Source organism: Arthrobacter sp. FW306-1B-F12A (assembly GCF_058781865.1).
In genome coordinates this window covers 51,390-76,562 of the sequence record NZ_JBYSXD010000001.1, presented here as the reverse complement: position 1 = coordinate 76,562, position 25,173 = coordinate 51,390, and the positions used below count along the sequence as shown (strand labels likewise).

At 64.9% G+C, this 25,173-nt stretch carries 23 protein-coding genes and 1 tRNA gene; 12 read left to right on the top strand and 12 right to left on the bottom strand.

All coding sequences use genetic code 11. From position 1 onward, the window contains the following. Positions 1 to 207: 207 nt before the first annotated feature. Genes thrB through argS form a run of 5 tightly spaced genes read right to left on the bottom strand, consistent with a single transcriptional unit; the run spans position 208 to position 6,725 of the window. Positions 208 to 1,182 (bottom strand): homoserine kinase, encoded by a 975-nt coding sequence (gene thrB, locus AC3WJU_RS00380; protein ID WP_306960927.1) that lies wholly within the window; start codon positions 1,180 to 1,182, stop codon positions 208 to 210. A 2-nt stretch (positions 1,183 to 1,184) separates the two neighbouring features. Then, positions 1,185 to 2,291 carry a threonine synthase gene (gene thrC, locus AC3WJU_RS00375; RefSeq protein ID WP_059387608.1) on the bottom strand — a complete coding sequence of 369 codons (1,107 nt, stop codon included), beginning with the start codon at positions 2,289 to 2,291 and terminating at the stop codon, positions 1,185 to 1,187. Next, on the bottom strand, positions 2,292 to 3,608 hold the full coding sequence (locus AC3WJU_RS00370; RefSeq protein ID WP_284988417.1) for a homoserine dehydrogenase: 1,317 nt from the start codon (positions 3,606 to 3,608) through the stop codon (positions 2,292 to 2,294). Continuing rightward, positions 3,601 to 5,070, bottom strand: a complete 1,470-nt coding sequence (gene lysA / locus AC3WJU_RS00365; protein WP_306960931.1) for a diaminopimelate decarboxylase — start codon at positions 5,068 to 5,070, stop codon at positions 3,601 to 3,603. The genes AC3WJU_RS00370 and lysA overlap by 8 nt, the downstream gene beginning before the upstream one ends. A 5-nt stretch (positions 5,071 to 5,075) precedes the next feature. Next, positions 5,076 to 6,725 carry an arginine--tRNA ligase gene (gene argS, locus AC3WJU_RS00360; RefSeq protein ID WP_332601898.1) on the bottom strand — a complete coding sequence of 550 codons (1,650 nt, stop codon included), beginning with the start codon at positions 6,723 to 6,725 and terminating at the stop codon, positions 5,076 to 5,078. A 220-nt stretch (positions 6,726 to 6,945) separates the two neighbouring features. Between argS and AC3WJU_RS00355 the strand changes: the two genes are divergently transcribed. From AC3WJU_RS00355 to AC3WJU_RS00325, 7 genes are all read left to right on the top strand, one after another. Next, positions 6,946 to 7,365, top strand: coding sequence for an FMN-binding protein (locus AC3WJU_RS00355; protein ID WP_059387607.1), 420 nt, complete (start codon positions 6,946 to 6,948; stop codon positions 7,363 to 7,365). 4 nt (positions 7,366 to 7,369) lie between these two features. Beyond that, entirely contained in the window at positions 7,370 to 8,242 is an 873-nt protein-coding gene (locus AC3WJU_RS00350; protein WP_492258884.1) for an FAD:protein FMN transferase, read from the top strand. After that, positions 8,239 to 9,759, top strand: a complete 1,521-nt coding sequence (locus tag AC3WJU_RS00345) for an FAD-dependent oxidoreductase (protein WP_492258883.1) — start codon at positions 8,239 to 8,241, stop codon at positions 9,757 to 9,759. The genes AC3WJU_RS00350 and AC3WJU_RS00345 overlap by 4 nt, the downstream gene beginning before the upstream one ends. An 87-nt stretch (positions 9,760 to 9,846) precedes the next feature. Continuing rightward, positions 9,847 to 9,919: transfer RNA gene (locus AC3WJU_RS00340), tRNA-Arg, on the top strand. A 300-nt stretch (positions 9,920 to 10,219) separates the two neighbouring features. Further along, the gene (locus AC3WJU_RS00335) at positions 10,220 to 10,390 is read left to right on the top strand and encodes a hypothetical protein (protein ID WP_492258882.1); all 171 of its coding nucleotides are present in this window, start codon (positions 10,220 to 10,222) and stop codon (positions 10,388 to 10,390) included. A 116-nt stretch (positions 10,391 to 10,506) separates the two neighbouring features. Continuing rightward, positions 10,507 to 11,523, top strand: coding sequence for a M4 family metallopeptidase (locus AC3WJU_RS00330; RefSeq protein ID WP_492258881.1), 1,017 nt, complete (start codon positions 10,507 to 10,509; stop codon positions 11,521 to 11,523). Positions 11,524 to 11,556: 33 nt separating this feature from the next. Next, positions 11,557 to 11,880 carry a protealysin inhibitor emfourin gene (locus AC3WJU_RS00325; RefSeq protein WP_332601903.1) on the top strand — a complete coding sequence of 108 codons (324 nt, stop codon included), beginning with the start codon at positions 11,557 to 11,559 and terminating at the stop codon, positions 11,878 to 11,880. On the opposite strand, the gene AC3WJU_RS00320 is transcribed toward AC3WJU_RS00325, so the two are convergent. After that, positions 11,877 to 12,845, bottom strand: a complete 969-nt coding sequence (locus tag AC3WJU_RS00320) for a GlxA family transcriptional regulator (RefSeq protein ID WP_306960943.1) — start codon at positions 12,843 to 12,845, stop codon at positions 11,877 to 11,879. The genes AC3WJU_RS00325 and AC3WJU_RS00320 overlap by 4 nt on opposite strands. Before the next feature lie 81 nt (positions 12,846 to 12,926). Between AC3WJU_RS00320 and AC3WJU_RS00315 the strand changes: the two genes are divergently transcribed. The 3 genes from AC3WJU_RS00315 to hrpA are packed head-to-tail and all read left to right on the top strand — an operon-like array spanning position 12,927 to position 18,153. After that, positions 12,927 to 13,091 carry a hypothetical protein gene (locus AC3WJU_RS00315; protein WP_172465477.1) on the top strand — a complete coding sequence of 55 codons (165 nt, stop codon included), beginning with the start codon at positions 12,927 to 12,929 and terminating at the stop codon, positions 13,089 to 13,091. Positions 13,092 to 13,151: 60 nt separating this feature from the next. Further along, a complete protein-coding gene (locus AC3WJU_RS00310; RefSeq protein ID WP_306960946.1) occupies positions 13,152 to 14,138 on the top strand; it encodes a helix-turn-helix transcriptional regulator in 987 nt (328 codons plus the stop codon). A 13-nt stretch (positions 14,139 to 14,151) separates the two neighbouring features. Then, complete coding sequence (hrpA, locus tag AC3WJU_RS00305; protein WP_307053597.1) at positions 14,152 to 18,153, top strand: ATP-dependent RNA helicase HrpA; 4,002 nt, start codon at positions 14,152 to 14,154, stop codon at positions 18,151 to 18,153. 200 nt (positions 18,154 to 18,353) lie between these two features. On the opposite strand, the gene AC3WJU_RS00300 is transcribed toward hrpA, so the two are convergent. The 3 genes from AC3WJU_RS00300 to AC3WJU_RS00290 all read right to left on the bottom strand — a co-directional run bounded on the left by AC3WJU_RS00300 (position 18,354) and on the right by AC3WJU_RS00290 (position 20,893). Then, entirely contained in the window at positions 18,354 to 18,782 is a 429-nt protein-coding gene (locus AC3WJU_RS00300; protein WP_306960950.1) for an HIT family protein, read from the bottom strand. After that, entirely contained in the window at positions 18,779 to 19,960 is a 1,182-nt protein-coding gene (locus AC3WJU_RS00295) for an NAD(P)-dependent alcohol dehydrogenase (RefSeq protein WP_492258880.1), read from the bottom strand. Before AC3WJU_RS00295 ends, AC3WJU_RS00300 begins: the two co-directional genes overlap by 4 nt. A gap of 78 nt (positions 19,961 to 20,038) precedes the next feature. Then, a complete protein-coding gene (locus tag AC3WJU_RS00290) occupies positions 20,039 to 20,893 on the bottom strand; it encodes a sulfurtransferase (RefSeq protein ID WP_306960954.1) in 855 nt (284 codons plus the stop codon). 115 nt (positions 20,894 to 21,008) lie between these two features. Between AC3WJU_RS00290 and cds1 the strand changes: the two genes are divergently transcribed. Beyond that, a complete protein-coding gene (gene cds1, locus AC3WJU_RS00285) occupies positions 21,009 to 22,097 on the top strand; it encodes an L-cysteine desulfhydrase Cds1 (protein ID WP_492258879.1) in 1,089 nt (362 codons plus the stop codon). 15 nt (positions 22,098 to 22,112) lie between these two features. Here cds1 and AC3WJU_RS00280 read toward each other — a convergent pair whose 3' ends face one another. Beyond that, positions 22,113 to 22,769: an MBL fold metallo-hydrolase gene (locus AC3WJU_RS00280; protein WP_284988431.1), complete on the bottom strand. Its 657-nt coding sequence runs from the start codon at positions 22,767 to 22,769 to the stop codon at positions 22,113 to 22,115. Positions 22,770 to 22,878: 109 nt separating this feature from the next. Here AC3WJU_RS00280 and AC3WJU_RS00275 point away from each other — a divergent pair, with 109 nt between their 5' ends. Further along, a complete protein-coding gene (locus AC3WJU_RS00275; RefSeq protein ID WP_492258878.1) occupies positions 22,879 to 23,361 on the top strand; it encodes a Fur family transcriptional regulator in 483 nt (160 codons plus the stop codon). On the opposite strand, the gene AC3WJU_RS00270 is transcribed toward AC3WJU_RS00275, so the two are convergent. Both AC3WJU_RS00270 and AC3WJU_RS00265 read right to left on the bottom strand, forming a co-directional pair. Next, positions 23,358 to 24,275, bottom strand: a complete 918-nt coding sequence (locus tag AC3WJU_RS00270) for a metal ABC transporter permease (RefSeq protein WP_492258877.1) — start codon at positions 24,273 to 24,275, stop codon at positions 23,358 to 23,360. The genes AC3WJU_RS00275 and AC3WJU_RS00270 overlap by 4 nt on opposite strands. After that, positions 24,276 to 25,109 carry a metal ABC transporter ATP-binding protein gene (locus AC3WJU_RS00265; RefSeq protein WP_370872698.1) on the bottom strand — a complete coding sequence of 278 codons (834 nt, stop codon included), beginning with the start codon at positions 25,107 to 25,109 and terminating at the stop codon, positions 24,276 to 24,278. It abuts the gene before it with no gap. Between the last annotated feature and the right edge of the window lie 64 nt (positions 25,110 to 25,173).

Below are 25,173 nucleotides of genomic sequence, written 5' to 3'. Positions count from 1 at the left end.
CTTGCCGGTTTAGTTTCAGCAGGGCCGGATACTAATACGTCTTCGATGCTCCGGCGGGCGGGGCGCGGGCTGACCGCTCGGGTAACAGAAAGGGTTCTGTGGCACCTGCGACAGGCCGATAAGGAGACGACACCGGCAGACTTCGACACAGTAGGAGACGGGAACGGCAATAAGCCGGGATCCAATGTCAGGGAACTGCCCGCGGTTCTACCGCCGGTGCAAGTCCACTCTAGCACCTTCAACGTCCACTGCCAGTGTCATCACGCGCCACGCAACATCCGGAGTGTTGTCCGCGGTGAACGAATTAATCAATTCGGCGATCGCCTCGGCTTCATCCGCGCCGTTGGCCAGTGCCAGAACCGTGGGTCCCGCTCCCGAGACCACGGCTGCATGGCCCGAAGACCGCAATGCCTTGATCAGCGCCGCACTGGGCCGCATTGCCTCGGCGCGGTAGCTCTGGTGAAGGTAGTCCTCGGTTCCGGGAAGCAGGAAACGGGGGTCGGCCGTCAATGCGTGGATGAGGAGCGCCGCGCGTCCTGAGTTCATGGCTGCTGCGTGGTGGCCGATGGAAGCGGGTAGCAAACCGCGGGCAGTCTCGGTGGACAATTCATAGTCAGGCACGGCGACGATCGGGATGACCGACGGGACCACTTCTGCGCGGGTGCTGCTGTACTGCTCGCTGTCCTGCCATGACAGGGCCAATCCGCCGAAAATCGCGGGTGCGACGTTGTCCGGGTGCCCTTCCATCTCGCTCGTGAGCTGCAGGATCCAGTCGCGGTCGCGCTGTGCGGATTCGGGCACCAAGGCGTTGGCCGCGGTCACGGCGGCAACCACGGCCGACGCCGAGGAGCCAAGTCCGCGGCCGTGCGGGTTGACGTTGTCCGCGGTGATCCTGAGGCCGCTGTGCCGGAAACCGAGCCGCTCCAAGGCCGTGTTGAGGGCACGCACGACGAGGTGGCTCGCATCCCGGGGAAGGGAATCGGCTCCCTCACCGGAGAGCTCGAACTCGAGCTCTCCGGTGGTGAGTGTTTCGACGGTCAGGGTGTCGTAGATCGACAATGCCAGGCCGAGGCTGTCATAGCCGGGGCCCAGGTTGGCGCTGGTGCCCGGGACCCTGACGGTCAGCTGCTGGCCTGCCGCGACAAGCGTGAGACCCGTCGCGGTGGGCTGCGTGGTTTCCACTCTTAGTTTTCTTCCAGTCCCAGTTCGGATGCCACGGTTACGACGTCGTTCGGCACCTTGACCGGTTGGACCTCACTGCCGTCTTCGGTACGGAGTGCCCACTGCGGGTCTTTGAGTCCGTGTCCGGTGACGGTGATGACGATCGTCTTGCCGGTGGGAACCTCGCCTGCGGCGTGCTTCTTGATGAGCCCGGCTACGCCTGCTGCGGAACCGGGTTCCACGAAGACGCCTTCCTTGGCGGAGAGCCAGCGATGGGCATCGAGGATTTCCTCGTCGGTCACGGCGTCGATGAAGCCGCCGGATTCATCGCGCGCCGCGATGGCCGTGTCCCAGGACGCCGGGTTGCCGATGCGGATGGCCGTGGCGATCGTGTCCGGTTCGGTGATGGGGTGGCCTGCCACGAACGGTGCCGCGCCTGCCGCTTGGAATCCCCACATGGCTGGCGTCTTGGTGGAGACGGCGGGAAGTGTGCCGGCGGTCGCGGACTCGAAGGGGGCGGAATACTCCTTGTAGCCCTTCCAGTACGCGCTGATGTTGCCCGCGTTGCCTACCGGCAGGACGTGGATGTCCGGAGCGTCTCCGAGGGCGTCGACGATTTCGAAGGCACCGGTCTTCTGGCCTTGGATACGCGCCGGGTTGACCGAGTTCACGAGGAACACCGGGTAGGACTCGCCGAGCTTGCGGGCGATGTCGAGGCAGTTGTCGAAGTTGCCGTCCACCTGCAGGAGGGTCGCGCCGTGCGCGATGGCCTGGCTGAGCTTGCCCATGGAGATCTTGCCTTCGGGGACCAGCACGGCGCACTTGAGCCCGGCGGCGGTGGCGTAGGCTGCGGCGGAGGCCGAGGTGTTGCCCGTGGAGGCGCAAACAACGGCCTTGGCGCCTGCTTCGACAGCAGCTGTCATGGCCATTGTCATGCCGCGGTCCTTGAAGGACCCGGTGGGGTTCATGCCCTCCACCTTGAGGTACACGGTGGATCCGGTGAGTTCGGAGAGCTTCTGCGCGTGGACGAGCGGAGTTCCGCCCTCGCCGAGGGTAATGACCTTCGTGGCTTCCGTTACAGGCAAACGATCAGCGTATTCGCGGATTACTCCGCGCCATTGGTGAGCCACTTAGACCCCTTCTACCCGCAGGACGGATGTCACAGAATTGATGACGTCCAGGCCCTTGACGGCCTCGACGGTTGCCGCGAGTGCGGCTTCGGATGCGCGGTGGGTGACGATCTTCAGCTCGGCCGACTCAACCTTCGAGGCGGCGTCGCGGTGGATCGTCTGGCGCATGATTTCGATCGACACGCCGTGCTCCGCAAAGATGTGGGTGATCCGGGCCAGGACGCCGGCCTGGTCGGCAACGTCGAGGCCGATGTAGTAGCTCGTGGTCGAGGCATCGATCGACAGCGCAGGCACGTAGCCCGTGGTGGTCTCGGTACGGCCGGGACCGCCCAGTACCACCCGGCGGGCTGCCGAGACGAGGTCGCCCAGGACGGCAGACGCCGTCGGGGTTCCGCCGGCTCCCTGGCCGTAGAACATGAGCTCGCCGGCGTTCTCGGCCTCGATGAAGACTGCGTTGAACGCACCGCGAACGGCCGCCAGCGGGTGCTCGCGGGGCAGGAGGGTGGGGTGGACGCGGACTGAAATGCCGCCGTCGCCGTTTGCGTTGGTGATCTTCTCCGCGATGGCGAGCAGCTTGATGACGAAGCCTGCGTCCTTCGCGGCGGCAATATCCGCTGCGCTGACCTTTGTGATGCCTTCGCAGTACACGTCTTCGAGGGCGAAGCGCGTGTGGAAGGACAACGACGCGAGGATGGCGGCCTTCGCCGCGGCGTCATGGCCTTCGACGTCGGCAGTCGGGTCGGCTTCCGCGTATCCGAGCCGCTGGGCCTCGGCCAGCGCGTCGGCGAACTGCGCACCGGTGCTGTCCATTTGGTCGAGGATGAAGTTGGTGGTGCCGTTGACGATGCCCAGGACCCGGGTGATGCGGTCGCCGGAGAGGCTGTCGCGGATGGGTCGCAGGATCGGAATGGCTCCGGCGACGGCGGCCTCGTAGGAGAGCTGGACGCCCGCCTTGTCGGCCTCTTCGTAGAGGGTCGGGCCGTCCTGTGCCAGGAGTGCCTTGTTGCCAGTGACGACGCAGGCGCCGTTCTGCATGGCGGTCAGGATGAGCGAACGGGCCGGCTCGATGCCGCCCATGAGCTCAATCACCAGATCGGCGTCCTTGACCAGGGTGTCGGCGTCGGTGGTGAACAGTTCGCGCGGCAGTTCGACGTCGCGCTCTGAATCAAGGTTCCGCACGGCGATGCCGGACAGCTGCAAGCGTGCGCCGGTGCGGGCCGCAAGGGCGTCGGCGTCGTCAAGGAGAATCCGCGCTACCTGGGCTCCCACGTTGCCACAGCCCAGCAGGGCCACCTTCAGGGTTCGCACTTCAGACATTCGCCACTCCCATGTCGCGGTTCAAGAGATCTTCTTCGGTTTCCCCGCGGACGATCAGCCGGGCGGATCCATTGCGCACAGCGACAACGCCAGGCCTGGCCAGATAGTTGTAGTTGCTTGAGAGGGCCCAGCAGTAAGCGCCGGTTCCCGGTACAGCGAGCAGATCACCGGCTGCCACGTCTTCGGGCAGATATACATCTCTAACAACTATGTCGCCGCTCTCGCAATGTTTGCCCACTACTCGGGACAGTTGCGCGGCAGCGTCCGAGGTCCGCGAGGCGAGAATGGCCGAATAATCCGCGTCGTACAGCACCGGACGGGCGTTGTCGCTCATGCCGCCGTCCACCGACACATAGCGGCGCGGGAACGTAACGTTTTGGTTGCCACCGGCATCTACAGGCGCGTCCACGCGGACGGTTTTCAGCGTCCCGACCTCGTACAAGGTGAAGGTGCTGGTGCCCACGATTGCGCGGCCCGGTTCGATCGAAATGCGCGGCGAGGCGATTCCCAGCTCAGCGCACTTGGAGCGAACGACGGCGGCCATCGCCTGCGCGATTTCGGCCGGCGGGCGGGGTGTGTCCACGGGCGTGTAGGCGATCCCGTAGCCACCGCCGAGGTCCAGTTCCGGCAGGACGATGGAGTACTTCGCCTGCATCGCGGCGAGGAATCCCAACAGCTTCTCGGCTGCCAGGGCGAAACCGTCAGGCTCGAAAATCTGGGAACCGATGTGGCAGTGCAGGCCCAGGAGTTCCACATTGGAGTACGAAGTCGCCGCAGCGACCGCTTCTTCGGCGGCCGAGAGGCCGGCTGACTCCGTGGTATCCCCGGCCATGGAGAGACCGAATTTTTGGTCCTCGTGGGCCGTGGCGATGAATTCGTGGGTGTGGGCGTGCACGCCGGGAGTCAGCCGCAGCATGACCTTCGCCGTCTCGCCGCGGCCGGAGGCAATCTTGGCGACCCGCTCAAGCTCATCGAGGCTGTCCACCACGATGCGGCCGAGCTTCATGTCCAGTGCCCGGTTGATCTCGGCGTCGGACTTGTTGTTGCCGTGCAGCCCCAAATTGGCGCCGTCGATGCCTGCGCGGGCCGCGACGGCGAGTTCGCCCCCAGAGCACGTGTCCAGGCGCAGGCCTTCCTCGGCCACCCAACTGGCCACGGCAGTACACAAGAAGGACTTTCCGGCGTAGTAGACGTCCACTCCTCCGCAAATGTCCTCAAAAGCCGCGTCAAAGGCGTCCTTGAAGGAGCGGGCGCGGGCACGGAAATCACCCTCGCTCATGACGAACAGCGGAGTGCCGAACTGCGCCTTGAGCTCGCTGACGGGAACGCCGTCAATGGCGAGCTCGCCGTCGTCGGTCCTCTGGACACCTTCGGCCCACATCGGCGCGTGAAGCAGGTTCACGTCCTCCGGGACGACGAGCCACTCGGGGGCAAGGGGCGAGGCGGCGGTGTTGTTTTGCACGCTGATCACATCCGTTCCGGAGCTGAAACGCCGAGGAGTTCGAGTCCGTTGGCAAGTACCTGGCTCGTGGCGTCGTTGAGCCACAGCCGTGTGCGGTTGACGTCCTGGACCGGCTCGTCGCCGAGCGGTGAGACGCGGCAAGCGTCGTACCAGCGGTGGTAGGCACCGGCGATGACCTCGAGGTGGCGGGCCACACGATGCGGTTCGCGGAGCTCGGCGGCCTTGGCAACGATGGACGGGTAGCTGCCGAGGTAGGACAGCAGCTCGTTCTCGGTGGCGTGGTCCAACAAGGACGCGTCGAAGGCGCTGTGGTCGACGCCAGCCTCGATCGCGTTGCGTGCCGTGCCGCGGGAGCGGGCATGCGCGTACTGCACGTAGAACACCGGGTTTTCGTTGCTGTTCTTCTTCAGCAGTTCCGGATCCAGCGTCAGCGGAGAATCGGCGGGGAAGCGGGCCAGCGAGTAACGCACGGCGTCCTTCCCGAGCCATTCGATCAAGTCCTTGAGCTCGATGATGTTGCCGGCACGCTTGGACAGCTTGGCGCCGTTGACCGAGACCAACTGTCCGATCAGGACTTCGATGTTGACCTCGGGGTCGTCGCCCGCACAGGCTGCGATGGCCTTGAGCCGGTTGATGTAGCCGTGGTGGTCGGCGCCGAGCAGGTAGATCTTCTCCGTGAAGCCGCGGTCCTTCTTCGACAGGTAGTACGCGGCGTCGGCGGCGAAATACGTGGGTTCGCCGTTGGCCCGGATCATCACGCGGTCTTTGTCATCGCCGAAGTCCGTGGTGCGCAGCCAGACCGCCCCGCCGTCGTCGAACACGTGGCCCTGCTCGCGGAGGCGGGCGACGGCGGACTCGATCGCACCGCCGTCGTGCAGTTCCTGCTCGGAGAAGAAGACATCGAAAGCCACGCCGAACCCGGCCAGGGTGTCCTTGATGTCCTTCATCTGGGCCTGGTAGGCCGCGGAACGGATCACCGGCAGTGCGGCCTCGTCGGTCAGCTCGCGGATTGCCGGATGGGCCTTGAGCACCTCGTCGCCGAGTTCCCGGATGTACTCACCGGGGTAGCCGCCCTCCGGAACGCCGCGTCCGTGCAGGCGGGACAGCACCGAGTTCGCGAAAACGTTCATCTGCGAGCCCGCGTCGTTGATGTAGTACTCCGCGGTGACGTCCGCACCGGAGGCGCGGAGGACGCGGGCAATCGAATCTCCCAGGGCCGCCCAACGCGTGTGGCCGATGTGCAGCGGTCCCGTGGGGTTGGCCGAGACGAATTCCATGTTGACCACATGGCCTGCGAGCGCCTGGTTGGTTCCGTAGGAGCTTCCCGCCTCGACGATGGCCTTGGCCAGCGCACCGGCGGCCGCCGCGTCCACGGTGATGTTCAGGAAGCCCGGGCCCGCGATGTCCACGGCGGTGACGCCGTCGATCGCTTCCAGCCGCTTGCCCAGGATTGTGGCGAATTCACGCGGGTTGGTCCCGGCATGCTTGGCAAGCTGCAAGGCAATGTTCGTGGCCCAGTCGCCGTGCTCCCGGTTCTTGGGTCGCTCCACGCGCACGTCCTCAGGGAGGGCAGATTCGGAAAGCGCAAGCTCGCCGGCGGCGACAGCGTCTTTCAGGCAGGCGGATATGGCGGCTGAGAGTTCTTCGGGAGTCACCCGTCTAGCCTACCGGTGGGGCTTGCAAGTGGTGGAATTCTAATGCTTAGCAATGCGCACACGCGGGCACCAGCGCGCACCCAGCCGGCGCCCAGCTTCGGCCAGTAAAGCTCCCAGACTGAACCGATAGGCTGAAATCACCGTCAGTGGTGTGATCGGCCCACGGCCCGAAGGAACGCGCATTGACCACTTTTCGAGTCCAGTTGAAACGAGCAGAACCATGACTACGCCACTCCGCAAGGGCCTCCTGGTGGGCGCCGCCGGCCTCTCTTTGGCCAGTTCGGTGGCAGCTTGCGCCCCCTCGGCACAAGGCAGCACCCCGCAAAAGACCTCCACGATTTCCGGCCCCTACAAGGACGGTACCTATAGTGCGGACGGTGACTACATTTCACCCAACGGCGGTGAAACCGTGGGGGTCAAGCTGACATTGGCCGGTGGCACCATTTCCGCGGTGGACATCACAGTCCATGCCAACAACCCGAACACCAAGGAATTCCAGGGGCAGTTCAAGAACGGCATCGCGGCGCAGGTGGTCGGCAAGAAACTGGATGAGATCAACGTCTCAAAAGTCGCCGGCTCCTCCCTGACCAGCCAAGGATTCAACAAGGCCGTGGAAACCATCAAGTCCGAGGCCAAATAGGCGCATGGCGCACACGGGCTGGAGCGTGTTCGGCTTCGACGGGATCGGAACCACGTGGGAAATCTCGACGCCGGAGCAACTCGCCGAGGAGGTGCGCGCCGGCTTGCTCGGCATCGTGGAGGACTACGACAGAAGCTACTCGCGCTTCCGGGACGACTCCCTGGTTGCGCCGCTCGCCCGTGAACCCGGCACCGTGACCCTCCCTGCCGGGGCAGGCGAGCTGGAACGGCTTTTCAAAAAGCTGTACCGCCTCAGCGACGGCACCATGACGCCGCTCATCGGCGGCAGCCTCGAGCACCTGGGCTACGGGGCGGACTATGCCTTGCGGCCCCTCGGCCATCCGGTGCCGGCACCGCGCTGGGAAGACGCCCTCGTATGGAACGGCACGGAGATTTCCGCTTCCGTCCCTGTGGTTTTGGACATCGGTGCTGCCGGGAAGGGCCAATTGGTGGACCTTCTGGCCTCGGTCCTGCGTGGAGCGGGAACCACGGAGTTCCTGGTCGATGCCAGCGGCGACATGCTTCATTCCGGGGCGGAGCCGTTGGGCGTGGGCCTCGAACACCCCTACGACCCCACCCAGGCGATCGGCGTCGTCGAACTCCATGACGGGGCGCTGTGCGCTTCAGCCGCCAACCGCCGCGCGTGGGGCGACGGGCTGCACCATGTCCTCGACGGCGCCACCGGGCGCCCGGTGGAGACGGTGGTGGCCACGTGGACCATGGCTACCACCGCAATGGAAGCCGATGCGCTGGCCACGGCGCTCTTCATGGTGGATCCGAAAGTACTTGAGCGAGAATTCGAGTTTTCCTGGCTCATGGTCTATTCAGACGGACACGCCGCCTATTCGGCCGGCTTCGAAGGGACACTGTTCTCATGATTGCCATCAAAGCGCGAGTGGATGCCTGGCTCGGCCATTTCACGATGTACCGGCTGATTCTTTGGGTCCTTGCCGTTCTCGCGGCGTACAGCATGGTGTTGAACGCCCTGGGCTGGTTGAGCTTCGGGCTGCCTGAAATGGTTGTCCATCTTGTGCTGTGCCTGGGCCTGACGTATGCATCCAACCGGCTCATGGCCATGCTCTTCAAGGTCCAGCCGCACTCGGAGTCCTCGCTCATCACGGGCCTCTTGTTGTACTTCCTGTTCTGGCCCACCGAGCTGATTCCTTCGGTCCAGGTCCTCGACCTGGCCGGAGTCGCCGTGGCATGCGTTTTGGCCTCGGCATCCAAATACGTCCTGGCGTTCCGAGGCCGGCATATATTCAATCCCGCAGCGGCGGGCGCCTTCATCGCCGGGCTCACCGGTTTGAACATCGCCACGTGGTGGGCGGCAACCCCGGCCATGTTGTGGCTCCTGGTTCCCGGCGTGCTGTTGGTGCTGTACCGGACGCTGAAGGTGCTCATGGCCTGCACTTTCTTCGTCGTGGCGCTGTCGGTGGTGTGCGCCGTGCTCCTGCGCGGCGGCATGTCCTTCGGACCCGCTTTGTGGCAACCGATCGCGCAGCAGCCACTGCTCTTTTTCGTCGGTTTCATGCTCACCGAGCCCCTCACCCTGCCTCCCCGCCGATGGCAGCAAATGGTACTGGCCGCCGTCGTGGCCTTGTTTTTTGCTGTGCCGTACAACGTGGCGGGCGTGGCCAATTCGCCGGAACTCGCTCTGCTGATCGGAAACCTCCTCGCGTTCCTCGTGGGGCAGCGGGGCGGGATCATGCTGACGTTCAAGGGTTCGCGCCCCCTGACGCCCTTCACCACCGAGTTCCGCTTTGAGCCACGACGGCCCGTCCGTTTCCTCCCGGGGCAGTTCATGGAACTCAACCTTCCGCACTCGCGCTCGGACGGTAAAGGGCGGCGACGGGTCTTCAGCATCACCAGCTCGCCCGACTCGCCCGAGATGACATTCGGCGTCGGCACGGCGGAACCAGTCTCCGCCGCCAAGCGTGCGTTGCTCGCGCTTGAGCCTGGAGAGTGCGTCAGCGGAACCGCGGTGGGCGGCGACTTTGTCCTGCCGCCCGACGCCGGCAAACCCGTGCTGCTCATCGCGGCGGGAATCGGGATTGCGCCTTTCCTTTCCCAGCTGGCGTCCGGCAGCTCCGCGCGACGGGACATCGTCGTGCTGTATCTCGCCCCCAGCGCCGCAGAACTCGCCGGAAGCGATGTCCTGGAGGCCTCGGGCGCGCGGGTCATCGCCCGCCTTTCGGACGGTTCCCCGCCGCCGTCGTTCATGCACGACGCCGGGCGGAGCCGCATCGACGGCGACTCCCTGCGGGAGCTCATCCCCGATGTGGCCGAGCGGGACGTATACGTCTCCGGGTCCCCGGCAAACGTGGACACCCTTCGCTCCGCCGCCCGCCATGCCGGAGCCCGACGCATCCATGTGGACGCTTTCGCGGGCTACTGACGGCTCGCCCCCGCCCGTTTTCCATTGGGGCGCGGTGACCTGCTAAGCTCGTGGACGTCCCTCCGGCAACGGACGGGAGCCCCGGATGCCCTCGTAGCTCAGGGGATAGAGCGTCTGCCTCCGGAGCAGAAGGCCGTAGGTTCGAATCCTATCGAGGGCACAACAGAAAACCCCGCCAGTTCAAGGAACCGGCGGGGTTTTTCTTTGCCTCACCGCTTGCCGAGGAGCCTCGCCGCTTGCCAGTCGGGCAACAAAAAGTGGAAAACTGCGTCACGATTGGCCGCCTGCCAGCACAACGTTCTTGTGCAGACAACAAAAAGACCAGGGCCGACACCTCAACAGGAGCCCGCAGCAGCGTTCCCCGAGCTCGAGTCCATTGCCCCGGTTCTCGCCAAGAAGCTGTCGCGGCTCCCGGCAGCACATCTCGCAACCATCCTTTGCCCACAACCCGAGGACACCGATGCCTGAATGTGAAGCCGCCCGCCGCAACAAGCAAGCCCTCTACGAAATCGAACTGGCCTGGGGCAATGGCATCGTGGACCTCGGCAAGCTGCAACGGATCCTGAAGGGCCCCGAATATGAGGAGGAACTGTTGCCGGCGTGCTTGCAGGAGGCCTCCGAGTCGTCGTGATCCCGGACATGCCGCACCGGCCCGGCTAAAAAGTCAGTAGCCACTCCTAAGCTGTTCGTACCCGTCCAACAGGTACGAAAGGGTTCGCCGTGATCTGTTCCATCATTCCTCCCTACATGCTGCGAAGGCTGGCGGCACAGCACGAGCCCCGCCTGCGGGTGATCGCACGGGCGGCCAAAGAATCCCTGCTCCACATCAAGAACCTCCAGGCGGTCCGCGCGCTTCCCGTGCCGGCCCCCGTGCCGACGGCACGGCAGGCGAAGCCCGGCCCGCCCAAGCGGACCATCTACGACGCTGGCTCCACCGAAGCCCTGCCCGGCAAGCTCGTCCGCAAGGAAAAAGGTCCGGCAACGGGCGACCCCGCCGCCGATGAAGCCTACGACGGACTGGGCGAAACCCACGCGCTGTATGCAGGTGCGTTCAGCCGTAATTCGATCGACGGCGCCGGGCTGAAACTTGATGCCACTGTCCACTATGGCGAGCTGTATGACAATGCTTTCTGGAACGGCAGCCAAATGGTCTTCGGTGACGGCGACGGCGAGATCTTCCAGAGGTTCACGAAGTCGCTCAGCGTCATAGGGCACGAGCTTGCCCACGGCGTCACCCAATACACGGCAGCCCTCGCCTACCGGAACCAGGCCGGAGCCCTCAACGAGTCCATGTCGGATGTTTTCGGGGCCCTGGTGGAGCAATACGCCAAAAAGCAATCGGCTGCGGAGGCCAGTTGGCTGATCGGCGAGGGCTTGTTCACCGACGCCGTCCAAGGCACCGCGCTCCGTTCCATGAGGGCACCCGGCACCGCGTATGACGACGACGTTCTGGGCAAGGATCCGCAGCCGGACTCCATGGACAAGTACGTCCGCACCACCGCGGACAACGGCGGTGTCCACATTAATTCAGGCATCCCCAACCGGGCGTTCTCCCTTCTTGCCCTGGAGCTGGGTGGCAAGGCGTGGGAGGCGCCGGGCCAGATCTGGTACAACACGCTGACCAGCGGCTCATTGCCTGCCACGTGCACCTTCGGACGCTTCGCCAAGGCCACAGTGGCCTCGGCGGAGGAGCTCTTCGGCGCCGGCTCACACGAGCATGACGCAGTCCGTACGGCGTGGGAAACTGTGAAGGTAAAGCTCTAGCAGCACCCTCCGGAGCAGTGGAAGCCGCAGAACATGAAAATCACCGTCCAGCGCAGCGGTGGCGTCGCCGCGATCACACGCGTCTGGACCGTGGATGCCGCCACCTCCGAAGATAAGCAGCGCTGGATGCCGATCGTGGAGGCCTGCCCTTGGGACCAAGTGCCGACCCGCGGTCGCGCCAGCGCACAGGCGGCCGCGCGGGCACCCGGGAAAGCTGCCGGGCAAGCCGACCGGTTCATGTATTCAATCCGCGCCGGACAACACCGTGCCACGCTCCCGGAGACCGAGGTCACCGGGCCATGGCACACCCTTGTGGAGAACGCCAAGGTAGAAGGCCACGAGACCCTCCGCCGCTAGCCAACTTCCGCCAACTGGCCGCGGAAAGCCCTCCGGTAAGACTGCGGGCTCGTGGCCAGGACCTTGGCGAAGTGGTGCCGCAGCAGCACGGAATGTCCGAATCCTGCTTCGCGCGCAATTTCGTCGATGTTCAACTCCGTGCTTTCCAGGAGCTCCTGTGCCCGGAGCACCCGTTGCGAATTGAGCCACGCCGCCGGTGTGGCACCTGTTTCGGCCCGGAACCGGCGGGCGAAGGTCCGGGCGGACATGTGCAGCCGGGAAGCCAGTTCGTTGACGCTGTGGTCATGCTCGAGGTTTTCCACCATCCAGCGCAGCAATGCCTCCATGGGCGCAGAGCCGCACGTGGGCATGGGCCGGTCGATGAACTGGGCCTGGCCGCCGTCGCGGTGCGGCGGAACCACCATGTCGCGGGCGATGGCAGCAGCAACGTTTGCGCCAAGCTCGACGCGGACAAGATGGAGGCAGGCGTCAATGCCGGCGGCCGTGCCGGCACTTGTGATGATCGTTCCGTCCTGGACGTAAAGCACATTTTCGTCCACATGAATCTGCGGGTACCTGCTGGCGAGGTCCTGTGAATAGTGCCAGTGCGTGGTGCAGCGGCGCCCGTCAAGGAGGCCCGCACGGGCAAGCGCGTACGCCCCGGAGCAGATCGACATGACCCAAGCCCCGCGCGTGTGGGCCGCCCGTAGCGCATCCAATACAGGCTCCGGGACGTCCTCGTCCCGTCCATACGGGGCCATGATGACCAGGTCGGCATCGGCCGTAGCTTCCAGGCCCAGTCCGACATGCATCGACAGGCCGGACTTCATCTTCACGTCTCCCGGTACGGGGGTGCAGACCCTGAAGTCAAAGCCGGGAACGCCACTCCCCCGGTCCGCTCGGTCAATGCCAAAGACCTCGCAGGCGGTCCCGAATTCGAAGATCGAGAAGTTGGGAACAACAATGATTGCCACCGTTTTCAACATAGATCCAGTGTGGCAGAAAATTGCCTAAATGGGTCATTTCTGCCACTGTTTCTTGGGGTGCGTGAGGAACACGATGGAGTCATGGAATTCATCGGAGTCTTGCTCTTCATCATCCTCATCATCACTGCCGCCGCTTCCATCTCAGCGGTCCTTCGGGACGGCCGCGGCCGCCTTCCCGACCGTTCCGAGCCCTGGACGGCGAGGGACCTGCCTGACAACTCGTGCTGGACACTGCGCGCGTTCTAAGGACAGCCTGCCCCTCAACACGGACGACTTTTGTCCGCATGGTGGGCTAGATTCAGTGCCATGATCCAAACGTCCGCAAGGCTCCTGCAATTGCTGTCCTTGCTGCAGGTCCGGCGTGAATGGACCGGCCCGGCATTGGCCAAGCGGATGGGTGTCACGGAGCGCACCGTCCGCCGCGATATCGACAAGCTCCGGAACCTCGGCTATCCCATCCACGCCTCGCCTGGGATAGCCGGCGGCTACCAACTGGGCGCCGGGGCCCAGCTCCCGCCGTTGCTCCTTGACGACAATGAAGCTCTCGCCGTCGCCTTGGGACTGAACTCGGTGGCGGCGGGTCCCGTGGCCGGTATCGGCGAAGCATCGGTCCGCGCCCTTGCCAAGCTCGAGCAGGTGCTTCCCTCACGTCTCCGCCCGAAGTTCGCGATGCTCAAGGCCGCGGTCACCACACTGCCCAGCAACGCGGCGTCGGTTGACCCCCAGCAGCTCACTGTGGTCTCCGCGGCGATCGCGGACAAGCGACAACTCAGTTTCGACTATGTCAAGGCAGACGGTGACGCTGGCCGGCGTTTGGTGGAGCCATACCGGCTCGTCGACACCGGGCGGCGCTGGTACCTGGTCGCATGGGATGTGGACCGGGAAGACTGGCGCACGTTCCGTGCCGATCGCATCGCCACGCTTCCGGCCGAACGGAAAAAGTATGTGCCGCGCCCCCTGCCTGCCGAGGACCTCGCGGACTACGTCCAGCGCTCCGTGACCCGCTCGCCTTACCGTTACGACGTCGTCGTGCGCCTCCACGCCCCCATCGGCGACGTGGCCGCCGTCGTCGGCCCGCAGCTCGCTAGCCTGAGCGACGACGGCGGGAGCGCAACCCTGCTCCGCGCCGGCTGGGACAGCTTGGCCCAGCCCGCGGCGCACCTCGCGGCGCTGGACATGGACTTTGAGATCATCTCTCCTGAAGAATTCAAGGAGTACGCCCGCACCATGGCCGGGCGATTGGAAAAGGCCGCGGGAAAGCGCGCACTGCGTGCCGAGGCGCCGCCACAGTAGACTGTCAGCAGCCATGACACTTCATATTTCCTACCCCGCAGAGCTGCCCGTCTCCGAGCGCCGCGAGGACTTGATGGCGGCCATCGCCGCAAACCAGGTGACCATCATCGCCGGCGAGACCGGTTCCGGCAAGACCACGCAGATCCCCAAAATGTGCCTGGAACTCGGCCTCGGCGACAAGGGCCTGATCGGCCACACCCAGCCGCGCCGCCTTGCCGCGCGCACCGTCGCAGAACGCATCGCCTTCGAGATGGGCGTCGAGATCGGGCAGGAAGTGGGCTTCCAGGTCCGTTTCACCGGCGAAGTCAGCAAGGCCACCAAAATCAAGCTAATGACCGACGGCATCCTGCTGGCTGAGATCCAGCGGGACAAGCTGCTACGTAAGTACAGCGCCATCATCATCGACGAGGCACACGAGCGCAGCCTCAACATCGACTTCATCCTGGGCTACCTCAAGCGGATCCTGCCGCAAAGGCCGGACCTGAAGGTCATCATCACCTCGGCGACCATCGACCCCGAGCGTTTCGCGAAGCATTTCGGCAGCGAGGAAGAACCCGCGCCGATCATCGAGGTCTCGGGCCGGACCTACCCGGTGGAAATCCGCTACCGGCCGCTGTCCCAACCGGCCGGCGGTGCATCCGGCGAGGATGAGGACGCGTCCGACGACGAGCTCGAGGAAGACCGCGACCCACTCGATGCCGTGTGCGACGCCGTCGACGAGCTCGCGCTTGAGGCTCCCGGAGACATCCTGGTGTTCTTCTCCGGCGAGCGCGAGATCCGCGACGCCGCCGAGGCGTTGAACGGCCGGATCCAGGCCAACCGCAGGCTGGCGGGCACCGAGGTGCTGCCGTTGTTCGCCCGCTTGAGCCTGCAGGAGCAGCACAGGGTCTTCAACCCGGGCGGCAAGCGGCGGATCATCCTCGCTACCAACGTCGCGGAAACGTCCTTGACCGTTCCCGGCATCAAATACGTCGTCGACACCGGCACGGCCCGCATCTCGCGCTACTCGCACCGCACCAAGGTGCAACGGCTGCCGATTGAACGCGTGTCGCAGGCATCGGCAAGCCAGCGTTCCGGCCGTTGCGGGCGCGTGTCCGAGGGTATCGCCATCCGGCTCTATTCCGAGGAGGACTTCGAGTCACGCCCCCCGTTCACTGATCCGGAGATCCTGAGGACCAACCTTGCCGCGGTCATCCTGCAGATGACTGCCATGGGCGTTGCCCGCGGCCCCAAGGACGTGGAGAACTTCCCCTTCGTTGAGCCGCCGGACTCCCGGGCCATCAACGACGGCGTCACGCTGTTGCGCGAACTCGGCGCCTTGAGCGCGGCCCGCACGGGCGACGGCGGCGCTCCCCCACCCGTCGACGGCCGCAGCGCGCGCGGGGGCGGCACCGACAACCGCGGCGGCCTGACCGCCGTCGGGCAGAAGTTGGCCCAGCTCCCGGTGGACCCCCGGCTCGGCAGGATGATTGTCGAGGCCGGAAAGCGCGGCTGCGTCAAGGAAGTCATGATCCTGGCGGCGGCCTTGACGATCCAGGATCCGCGCGAGCGTCCGACGGACAAGCAGCAGCTTGCCGCCGAGAAGCACGCACGCTTCAGGGATGAGAACTCGGACTTCACCGGATTCCTGAACCTGTGGAACTACATCCAGGAAAAGCAGCAGGAGCTCTCCTCCACGCAGTTCCGCCGGCTGTGCAGGAACGAGTTCATCAACTACCTGCGCGTCCGCGAATGGCAGGACCTCTTCCAGCAATTGCGCCAGCTCGCCAAGCCGCTGGGCATCACCATCGACAACAAGCGCGAGGCCGACCCCGTAGGCAACAACGAGGGAATCCACATCAGCTTGCTCTCCGGACTGCTGAGCCACATCGGCATGCTGGATGAACGCAAGCGCGAATACGCCGGAGCACGCGGCAGCCGTTTCGCCATCTTCCCGGGCTCGGCATTGTTCAAGAAGTCGCCCGCCTTCGTTATGGCCGCGGAATTGGTTGAAACAAGCCGGCTCTGGGCCCGGGTCGCGGCGAAGTTCGATCCCTTGTGGGCGGAGCAGGTTGCACCGGATCTCGTAAAGCGCTCCTACAGCGAACCCCACTGGTCCACCCGGACGGGCTCGGTTATGGCCCACGAGAAGGTGATGCTCTACGGAGTTCCCATCATCCCGAACCGCCGCATCAACTACGGCAGGATCGACCCCGAGCTCTGCCGCGAACTCTTCATCCGGCATGCCCTCGTCGAAGGCGACTGGAAAACCCACCACAAGTTCTTCCACCGCAACCGCGCCTTGCTCCACGAAATCGAGGAGCTCGAGACGCGGATGCGCCGCCGGGACATCCTCGTGGACGACCACACGCTCTTCGAGTTCTACGACGCCAGAATCGGCAAGGACGTGGTCTCTGAACGCCACTTCGACAAATGGTGGAAGGAAGCCCGCCAGCAGGACCCCACGTTGCTGGACTTCGACCAATCGCTGCTCATCAGCGAGGACGCGGAAGCCCTGGATGATTCCGCCTACCCGAAAACCTGGCTGCATAAGGGCTTTGAGCTGCCCCTGAGCTACGAGTTCCATCCAGTGGCTCCCGGCTCGCCGCCCAATCCGTCGGATGGTGTCACAGCCGAGGTCCCCGTGCTGTTCCTTAATCAGCTCGACGACGCCCCTTTCCGCTGGCAGATACCGGGCCAGCGGGTGGAGCTCGTCACCGCCTTGATCAAGTCGCTGCCCAAACACATCCGCAAGAACTTCGTGCCTGCCCCGGATGTTGCCCGGCAAGCGGCTGCTGCTTTGGAAACCGACTTCGATCCTGCCTCGGACGATCTTGAGGCCTCACTTGAGCTGGTGCTGCGCCGTATCCGGGGACACATCGTTCCTCCGGGATCGTGGAATTGGGACGCCGTTCCGGCGCACCTGCGCGTCAGCTTCAAGGTAGTGGACAGCCGCGGCAAGGTGCTCGACGAAGGCAAGGACCTGGCCGCTCTCCAGGAGCAGCTGGCTCCGGCTACCCGCCGTGCCATCGCCGAATCCCTCGGCGCAACACCCGCGACGACGGCGCGCACCAACGGTCCGAAGGGCGCTGCACATGCCGGCGGTGCCGGATCCCCCAGTGGAAACGGCAGCGGCGGCTCGACCCCGCAGGCCGCCGGTTTCCTCTCAGAGCAAACCGGGCTCACCGCGTGGACTTTCGGAGCTATCGAACGCCAAGTGACGCGCACAGTGAAGGGGCACGATGTCACGGGTTTTCCCGCTCTCGTGGATGAGGGCACATCCGTTGCGTTGCGGGTGTTCCAGACCCGGGCGGAGCAGGAGCCGGCAATGCGCGGCGGCGTTATCCGGCTGCTCGCGCTGCGGGTTCCCGCCCCGGACCGCTACGTCCTGGAACACTTGAACAACACGGAGAAGTTGACGTTCAGCCAGAATCCCCATGGTTCGGTAAGTGCCTTGATTGCCGACTGCGTCCTCGCGGCCATCGACAAGCTGACTCCGGCCGAACTTCCGTGGGACAAGGAGGCATTCGACGCCCTGTACGAGCTGGTCCGTGCGGAACTGATCGACACCGTCTTCACGGTGACCGCCGTCGTCGAACGCATCTTGGGCAGCACACGGCGGATCGAGAAGCAACTCAAGGGCAGCACGAGCCTCGCCTTGATCAGCGCGCTCAACGACATGAAGAGCCAACTGGAGCAACTCGTGTTCCCCGGTTTTGTGGCACGGACGGGCTACGCCCAACTGAGCCAGCTGCCGCGGTATTTGGCCGCAATCGAGAAGCGCCTCGAAAAGCTCCCGAACAATGTCCAGCGTGACGGGCTGAACATGTCGGTGGTTCAGGCGTTGGAGGACGACTACGACGACGCTGTCTCCGCGCTGCTGCCGGGCCGACGGGCAGGAGCTGAATTAACACGGGTGCGCTGGATGATCGAGGAGCTGCGCGTGAGCCTCTTCGCCGTCGAACTCGGCACGGCCTACTCAGTCTCGGAAAAGCGCATCCGCGCGGTTCTCAACCAGGCGCTGGCCCCCGCGTAGCCGGGGCGGTACCAACGCCCGCTCACCTATATGGCCAAATCCCAGGACGCCCGCTCACCTATACGGCCAAATCCCAAGACGCCCGCTCACCTATATGGCCAAATCCCAGGACGCCCGCTCACATATACAGGCATTTCCTTGCCAAAGGTGAGCGAGCGTTTGGGAAGACACCACCAAAGGTGAGCGAGCGTCGCCCCAACTCAATCTGCGGGAACGTACTCGCCATGTCCGGCGGCGACGAGCCCGGCGCGGAGTTTTGCCGCATTCGCGTCGAGCCGGGCAGGGTCCGGGTTGTGCTCCACGGTTCCGAAGTCGAAATCGGCCAGGGACGTTGCCGGGAAGACGTGCACGTGGAAGTGCTCCACTTCGAAGCCCACCACGGACAGTCCCGCCCGTGGTGCGCCGAACGCCTCCACTTGTGCCTTGCCGATTGTCTGCGCGACCGACATGACTTTGTTGAGGAGCTCGGGAGGGACGTCGGTCCAGCGGTCCACCTCTTCGCGCGGCACCACGAGGGTGTGGCCATCGGTCAGCGGGGCGATGGTCAGGAAAGCCACCACGTCGTCGTCCTTCCAGACAAAACGTCCGGGAATCTCGCCGTTGATGATCTTGGTGAAGAGGGTGCTCATACGTCTGCCTTTTCCGAAGGGGGCTGAAGGGTCTTGGTATCGAGGACGAAACGGTATTTGACGTCGCCGGCAACCATGCGGTCGTAGGCTTCATTGAGTTGCCGGGCGGTGACCACTTCGACTTCGCTGACGACGCCGTGCTCAGCGCAGAAATCCAGCATTTCCTGGGTCTCGGCAATGCCGCCGATCAACGAGCCTGCATAGGAGAGCCGCCGCCGGATCAGCGCGCCAGGACTGACCGGAGGCATGTCGGTGGGAGGCAGCCCCAACTGGAAGAGGGCGCCGTTCAGCCGCAAGGTCCGGAAGTACGGGTTCAGGTCATGGGGCGCCGCGACGGTGTCGATAATGACGTCGATAGTGCGGTCGGCGCCTTCCATGGCTTCGGAGTCCTTCGAGAGGATCACGTCGTCCGCACCGAGCTCTATTGCCGCCTCGACCTTGGCATCCGAGGTGGTGAAGACCACCACGTGCGCCCCCATGGCTTTCGCGATCTTGACCGCCATGTGTCCCAGTCCGCCGAGGCCGACGACGCCCACAACGTCCCCCTCCTCGACGTCGAAGTAGCGAAGCGGCGAGTAGGTGGTGATGCCCGCGCACAGCAAGGGCGCCGCCGCGGCCGGGTCAAGGCCCTCGGGAACGCGCAACACGAAGCGGCGGTCAACCACCACGGAAGTGGAGTAACCGCCTTGGGTGATGGCGCCGCCGTTCCGGGAATCCTTCACCCCATAGGTGCCGACGTTTCCGCGTTCGCAATACTGCTCCAAGCCTTCGAGGCAGCTATCGCACTCGCGGCAGGAGTCCACCAAGCAACCGACGCCCACCAGGTCTCCGGGCACGAAGTCGTCGACGGCGGAGCCCACCCGACGGACCCGGCCCACGATTTCGTGGCCTGGGACGAGCGGATAGCTCTGGGCACCCCATTCGCCCCGCGTCGCGTGGACATCGGAGTGGCAAAGACCGCAGAAGTCGATCTCGATCTCGACGTCGTCTTCCTTGGGAACGCGGCGGGCCACTGTCAGCGGGACAAGACCGCTTTCCGCGGAAGTGGCGCCGTATGCGGCCGCCAGGGTCGGCATGCCTTTCGCGGCCACGGGTGGAGCGGGGCTGGCCTCCGCGGTCTCGTCACTCACGACGAGAGGCTTGCCAAGGGGCGGAGGAACGGGGCGTCCGGGAGTCATGCCTCGACGCTACCCCTGCGGGCGGTTTTTCTGCCACTCCGCGCTGCCGTACCCCTCCGGCGTCACCGGACCCATGACTCATGGGCCCGGAGTGCCTAGCGGCGCTGCACCGGTGACAACCGGGTTGGCGTCGAGCGAGGACCATTGCGAAAAGGAGCCCGGGAAGAGGGCTGCCCTGAATCCGGCGATTTCGAGGGCGGCGATTTCGTGGGCTGCCGTCACCCCGGAGCCGCAGTAAACCGCTACCTTGCTGCCTTCGTCGATGCCCAGGGCAGCAAATCTATTGCGGAGCTGCGCTGCGCGGAGGAACGTGCCGTCCGGTCCGAGGTTTCCGCTGGTGGGGGCGCTCAGCGCGCCGGGAATGTGTCCCGCGCGGGGATCAATGGGTTCGATTTCGCCCCGGTAGCGCTCCCCCGCCCGGGCATCGAGAAGGATTCCACGGCTGTGCCAGTCAGCCGCGTCCTCCATGCTGATGGCATCCATGTGGCCGTGTCCAAGCACGACGTCGCCCGGAACCGGCGGTTGCTCGTCCTGCGCCAGCGGGTGGCCTGCGGCGCGCCAGGCACCCAGTCCACCGTCGAGCAGGAAGACGGAATGGAAACCGGCGTCCCGCAGCAGCCACCACAACCGTGCCGCGGCCGTGCTGCCGCTGTCGTCGTAGGCAACCACGGTATCGCCGTCGTTGATCCCCCAGGCACGGGCGCTCCGCTGCAAAGCAGCGGTGGACGGCAACGGATGCCTCCCCTGGCCCTCGGCCGTGGGATCGGCGAGTTCGTGATGGAGGTCCACATAGACCGCGCCAGGAATGTGGGCTTGGCGGAAGTGCGAATGGCCGTGCGGATCGCCCAACACCCACCGGACGTCGAGCAACACAGTCCGCTTGCCCGCATCCATGCGGTCCTTGAGTGCGGCTGCGTCAATGATCGTGGCCATCAAATCTCCTTTGTTTTGCTGTGTCTACCAAACGATTGCGACGCTGCCGCCGTGCAGCTGCCGACCGGCTACCAGCCTATCCTTGGGCGGCAGCCTCCGCCGGTAGGCTGGATCGGTGAGCACTCTACGCAACCAGGACCGGGCATGGGCCAGCGAGGCAATCCGACGAATCGAAGCCGAGAACAACCGCTCGGCGGACACGCACCTCTACGCAGTGCCGCTCCCCGAACACTGGGGTGTCCAGCTCTACCTCAAGGACGAGTCCACGCACCGTTCGGGTAGCCTCAAGCATCGCTTGGCCCGCTCGCTCTTCCTCTACGGCCTGGTCAATGGATGGATCACTGAAGGGACCACCATCGTGGAGGCTTCCAGCGGGAGTACCGCGGTGTCCGAAGCATATTTCGCCAGGCTGATCGGGCTTCCGTTCATCGCTGTGATGACCCGGACCACCAGCCCGGAAAAGATCGCCCTCATCGAAGAGTTCGGTGGCGCCTGCCTCCTTGTGGATCACGCCTCTGAGGTCTACGCAATGGCCGAGGAGGTTGCCCGGACGTCCGGCGGTTACTACATGGACCAATTCACCTTTGCTGAGCGCGCCACCGACTGGCGCGGCAACAACAACATTGCGGAATCGATTTTCGAGCAACTCGCCCTCGAAGAACATCCGGTGCCCGAGTGGATCGTGGTGGGCGCCGGCACCGGCGGCACCAGCGCCACGATCGGCCGGTACCTGCGGTACCACTGCCACTCAACGCGGCTGGCCGTGGTCGATCCTGAAAATTCCGCGTTCTACCCCGGCTGGCGCGACGGCGTCTCGGACTACTCGACGGGAATGCCATCCAGGATCGAAGGCATCGGACGGCCGCGCATGGAACCCAGCTTCGTCCCGGCCGTCATCGACACCATGATCCAGGTCCCCGATGCCGCTTCTGTGGCCGCCATGCGGCACCTGCGCAGGCTGGCCGGGCTGCACGCCGGGCCCTCCACGGGAACCAACCTGTGGGGTGTTTGCCAACTGATTGCCGAGATGGTGGCCCAGGGAAAGCGCGGCAGCATCGTGTCACTCATGTGCGACGCCGGTGATCGCTACGCGGGCAGCTACTACAACCCGGACTGGCTCGCTGAGCGCGGCCTGGATCCCGCCCCGTATGAGGCCGTACTGGCCGACTTCTTCGAGACGGGCACGTGGCCGCGCAGTATGTGAGCGGCGCAGACTGAGCTAGACCTCCACCGACTCGAGCGGCGACAACCTCGCATAGCGGGTACCGTACTTCGCACCGATCCGGGTTACGTGGCCTTCCACCAAACCGCGTCCGAGTTCGTTGAGCAGGCCATCGTGGACCGGGTAGGCCTGGGGTGCGCGGACCGCGATCACGAAGTCAACCACTTCCCCCACCTTTGACCACGGCGCGTGGATGGGCACCAGCAGGGTTTGCACGTCGATGCCATCGGGGACGACGAATGAGTCCCCGGGGTGGAAGACATTTTCGTCCACGAGGTAGCCGATGTTGGCCACCACCGGAATCTGCGGGTGGATGAGGGCATGCTGCCCTCCGAAGGAACGGATCGCGAAACCACCGGCTTCAAAAGAGGTGCCGGGTTCGACGGCGTGTACACGCTCGCCGTCGTCGCCCGCCTTCTCGGCAAGTCGGGACGCGACACCGGAGGGTGCGTGCACCTGCAGCCCTGGGTTTCCCTTGAGGGCTCCGACGACGGCGTCCACGTCCACGTGGTCGGCGTGCTCATGGGTGATCAGCACCGCGTGGGCGCCCGCAAGGGCTTCCTCGGACTCGGAAAAAGTCCCGGGGTCGATCACAAGGACCTGGCTGTCCTTTTGCAGGCGGACACAAGCGTGGGTGAACTTGGTGAGCTTCATGGAGCCAGCCTAGGGGCGGGCCTCCGATGGTGTCCACGAACCGGCGTCCAAGCGTGGCCGGCTGGTAACGTTGGTGTTTGCGAACATCCACATCGAAATGAGTCCACGAATGTCACAGGGCGCCCATGCCGCCACGTCCGGGCCCTCAGCCGAGCCGCTTCCGGCCGCCAAGGATCCCGCCGTCAAAGAGCAGCGCGTCACCAAGCAACGCCTGGCCGTCAGCGCCGCACTGGACGAACTCGACGATTTCGTGAGCACCCAGGAACTGTACCGGCTCCTCCAGAACCAAGGCGTCTCGGTGTCCTTGGCCACGGCCTACCGCATCCTGCAGTCACTTGCCGACGACGGCCTGATCGATGTCCTGAGAAATGCCGATGGCGAAGCCGTCTACCGCCGCTGCGCGGTCACAGGCCACCACCACCATTTGCTGTGCCGCAATTGCGGCAAGGCCGTCGAAGTGGAAGCTCCGGCGGTGGAGACGTGGGCAGCCCGGGTGGCTGCCGAGAACGGCTACACCGAAGTGGCGCACACGGTGGAGATTTTCGGGCTCTGCCCCGAGTGCACTGCCAAGAAGGCCGCGGGCCTGCTCTAGCCGGCTACCGCCTGGTCTTCCACTGCCTGGCCCACGGCAGCGTGGGGACGGACGATCCGGCCGTTGATCCCCCGTTTGACGCGCACGTTGCCGATGACCCGGCACACCACATAGATCAGGAACGACAACGTGGTGACATACGGGCTGATGGGAATCCTGCTGCCGAGCGCCAGGAGGATGCCGCCCACAGTGGCCGTGATCGCAAAGACCACGCTCAACAAGACCACGAGCCGCGGCGACGTGGTGACCCGCAGGGCAGCAGCCGCGGGCGTGATCAGGAGGGCCAGCACCAGAAGCGCGCCGACTATCTGGATGGACAAGGCAACGCTGACGCCGAGCAACACCATGAAGGCAATTGCCAGGCCGCGGACAGGCACTCCCCTGGCTTCCGCCATCTCGGGATCCACACTGGCGAAGCTGAGCGGGCGCCATATCGCGGCCAGAGCGAGCATGACCACCACGGCCGTGCCTGCCAGGACCTGGAGCTGGACAGTGTCGACTGAGACGATCTGGCCGGTTAGTAGCCCGAACTTGTTGGCCGCCCGGCCTTGGTAGAGGGCCAGGAACAAGATGCCCAGGCCTAGCCCGAACGGCATGATGACGCCAATGATCGAGTTCTTGTCCCGCGCCCGGACGCCCATGAGTCCCAGAAGCAGCGCAGCCGCAACGGATCCCGCGAGCGAACCGAAAATGATGTCCACCCCGATAAGCAGGGCAAAGGAGGCACCGGCGAAGGACAACTCCGAAATGCCGTGCACCGCGAAGGCGAGGTCCCGCTTCATGACAAAAGTGCCTATGAGCCCGCCGAGCAGGCCAAGGACCGCACCGGCCCAGATGGAATTCTGGACGAGGGCCAGCAGTTCGCCATAGTTTTCAAAGTTGAAGATGGTGTGCAGGATGCTTCCGAGATCCATTTAGTGACCTTCCTCCACACCGGCGTGGGCGTCATCGTGGTAGTGCGTCGTCGCGTCCGGAAGGCCGACGACGACGATCCTGCCGTTCGCGCGGATGACCTCAACGCGGCTGTTGTACAGCTCGGACAGGACCTCGGTGGTCATGACCTCTTCCGGTGTTCCCACGCGGAACCTGCCGCCGGCAAGGTAGAGGACGCGGTCTACGTAGTCGATGACCGGGTTGATCTCGTGCGTCACGAACACCACGGCGCTGTTCCGCTCGTGGCATTGCTGGTTGATGAGGGCACTTACGGCCTGCTGGTGGTGCAGGTCCAAAGACAGCAGCGGTTCGTCGCAGAGCAGGAGTTCAGGCTCCGCGGCAAGGGCTTGTGCAACCCGGAGCCTCTGTTGCTCGCCACCGGACAATTGGCCAAGCGGTACGCGGGCGTAGTCACTCGCCCCCACCAAGTCCAGGAGGGCGTCGACGCGCTCATTGACGGCCTTGGCCTTGATCCGCAGGCCCCAACGGTGGCCGTCGACGCCGAGGGCCACGAGGTCCCTGGCGCGCAAGGGCGTATCCGGAGCAAAGGACTTCTGCTGCGGGATATAGCCGATTTTCCGGCTGCCACGTTCCACGGCCTGTCCGGCCACGGTCACCGTCCCCGAGTGAAGCTGCTGCAAACCGAGGAGGACTTTGAGGAAGCTGGTCTTGCCGCTGCCGTTGGGGCCGAGCACAGCGAAGAACTCACCCGCCTGGATGTCCACGTCGAGGTCCTTCCAGAGGGCCCGTTGGCCAAACTGGAGGCCCGCGCCGCGAAGGCTCACTACCGGTGTCAAAAAGAATCCTCGATCCATGGGGTTCGCGAAGAGATGTCGCTGCCGGCCTGCACTTGGATGAACAGGGAGGGCCCCGCAGCCG